The 1414-nt window shown below is 74.3% G+C and carries 2 protein-coding genes; both read left to right on the top strand.

All coding sequences use genetic code 11. The annotated features are described in order from the left end of the window. A partial coding sequence (locus VR44_RS39720; RefSeq protein WP_045952563.1) for a methyltransferase occupies nt 1–571 on the top strand: 571 nt, incomplete at its 5' end. 79 nt (nt 572–650) lie between these two features. After that, the coding region (locus VR44_RS39715) for an NAD-dependent epimerase/dehydratase family protein (protein ID WP_045952562.1) at nt 651–1414 on the top strand (764 nt) is incomplete at its 3' end.

The following is a 1414-nucleotide window of genomic DNA, read 5'->3' as shown; positions in this document are numbered from 1 at the left end:
GCCCCTGCCCGCCCACCCGGCCCTCACCGCGGCGGCGGGCCGGGCGTCCGCGCCCGCCACGGTCGTGGACGTGGCCGGAGGCAACGGAGAACTGCTCCGCCACGTCCTCACCGCACACCCCGGCCTGCACGGCGTCCTCCTCGAACGCCCGCACGCCGTCGCCACGGCCCGCCGCCTGCTCGACGCCGCCGGCTGCGGCGCACGCTGCGAATACCGCGCGGGAGACTTCGCCGACGTACCGCCCGGAGGCGACGTCTACGTCCTCGCCCGCGTCCTGCACGACTGGGACGACGACCGCTGCCGGGAGATCCTCGGCCACTGCGCCCGCGCGATGCCCGGCCACGCCGACCTGCTGATCGTGGAACGCCTCCTGCCGGCCGACGGTTCCCCCTCCCCGGCCACCGCCTGGGACCTGCACATGCTCTGCAACGTCGGCGGCCGCGAACGCCGCGAGGACCACTACGCCCGCCTGCTGGCCGACGCAGGCCTCCACCTCCACGACCGGACACCGCTGCCCCTGGGCGCCCACGTCCTCCACGCCCGCAAGCGGCCGACTACGGGCGACCGGTAACCGGTGACCAGTTCTGCTTAATACCCGTCCACCAACTTGCCACTTCTGCTGATGACAACGGCCCGCCAGAGTAAGGGGCATGCAAAGGATCTGCGTCATCGGCGGAAGCCGATACTTCGGAAAGCTCCTGGTCCGGCGGCTGCTGGCGGCCGGCCACCAGGTCACGGTGATCAACCGCGGCTCCGGCCGCCCGCCCGCCGGGGTCGAGCACCTCGTCGTCGACCGCGACGACGAGGAGGCCCTCCTCGCCGCCCTCGGCCCCCGCACCTTCGACGTGGTCGTCGACCAGGTCTGCTACACGCCCGTGCAAGCCGCGATCGCCGCCCGGGTCTTCGCGGGCCGCACCCGCCGCTACGTGATGACCTCCACCATCGAGGTCTACGACCCGGCGACCGCCGCCCTCCCGCCGGTACCGGCGGACACCCCGGTGCCGGAGGAGACCGTGGACCCGGCCGCCTGGCCGGTGGACCTGGACCTGCCCTGGCACGACGGGGCGTACCTGGAGGCCCACTACGCCGAGGGCAAGCGGCAGGCGGAGGCCGTCCTCACCCGCGCGGGCGGCTTCACCTTCGCCTCGGTACGCAGCGCGCACGTACTGGGCGGCGGCGCCCAGGAGTTCACCGGCCGCCTCGCCCACTACGCCCGCCGCATCCGCGACGGCGAACCGATCACCGTGCACGCCCGCGCACTGCCGACGGTGTTCATCCACTTCGCGGAACTGGCGGAGCTGCTGCGCTGGGCGGCCACCGAAGCGGACTTCAGCGGCCCGCTCAACGCCTGCTCCGACGGCCCGCTCGACGTCCGCGCCCTCGCCGCCGCCGTCGCAGCGCAGACCGCCCGGGA

The sequence above is a fragment of the Streptomyces katrae genome (genome assembly GCF_000966975.1).
In the GTDB taxonomy this organism is placed as follows: domain Bacteria; phylum Actinomycetota; class Actinomycetes; order Streptomycetales; family Streptomycetaceae; genus Streptomyces; species Streptomyces katrae.
The sequence above is the reverse complement of the archived record's forward strand: the minus strand, read 5'-3'. Positions and strand labels throughout refer to the sequence as shown.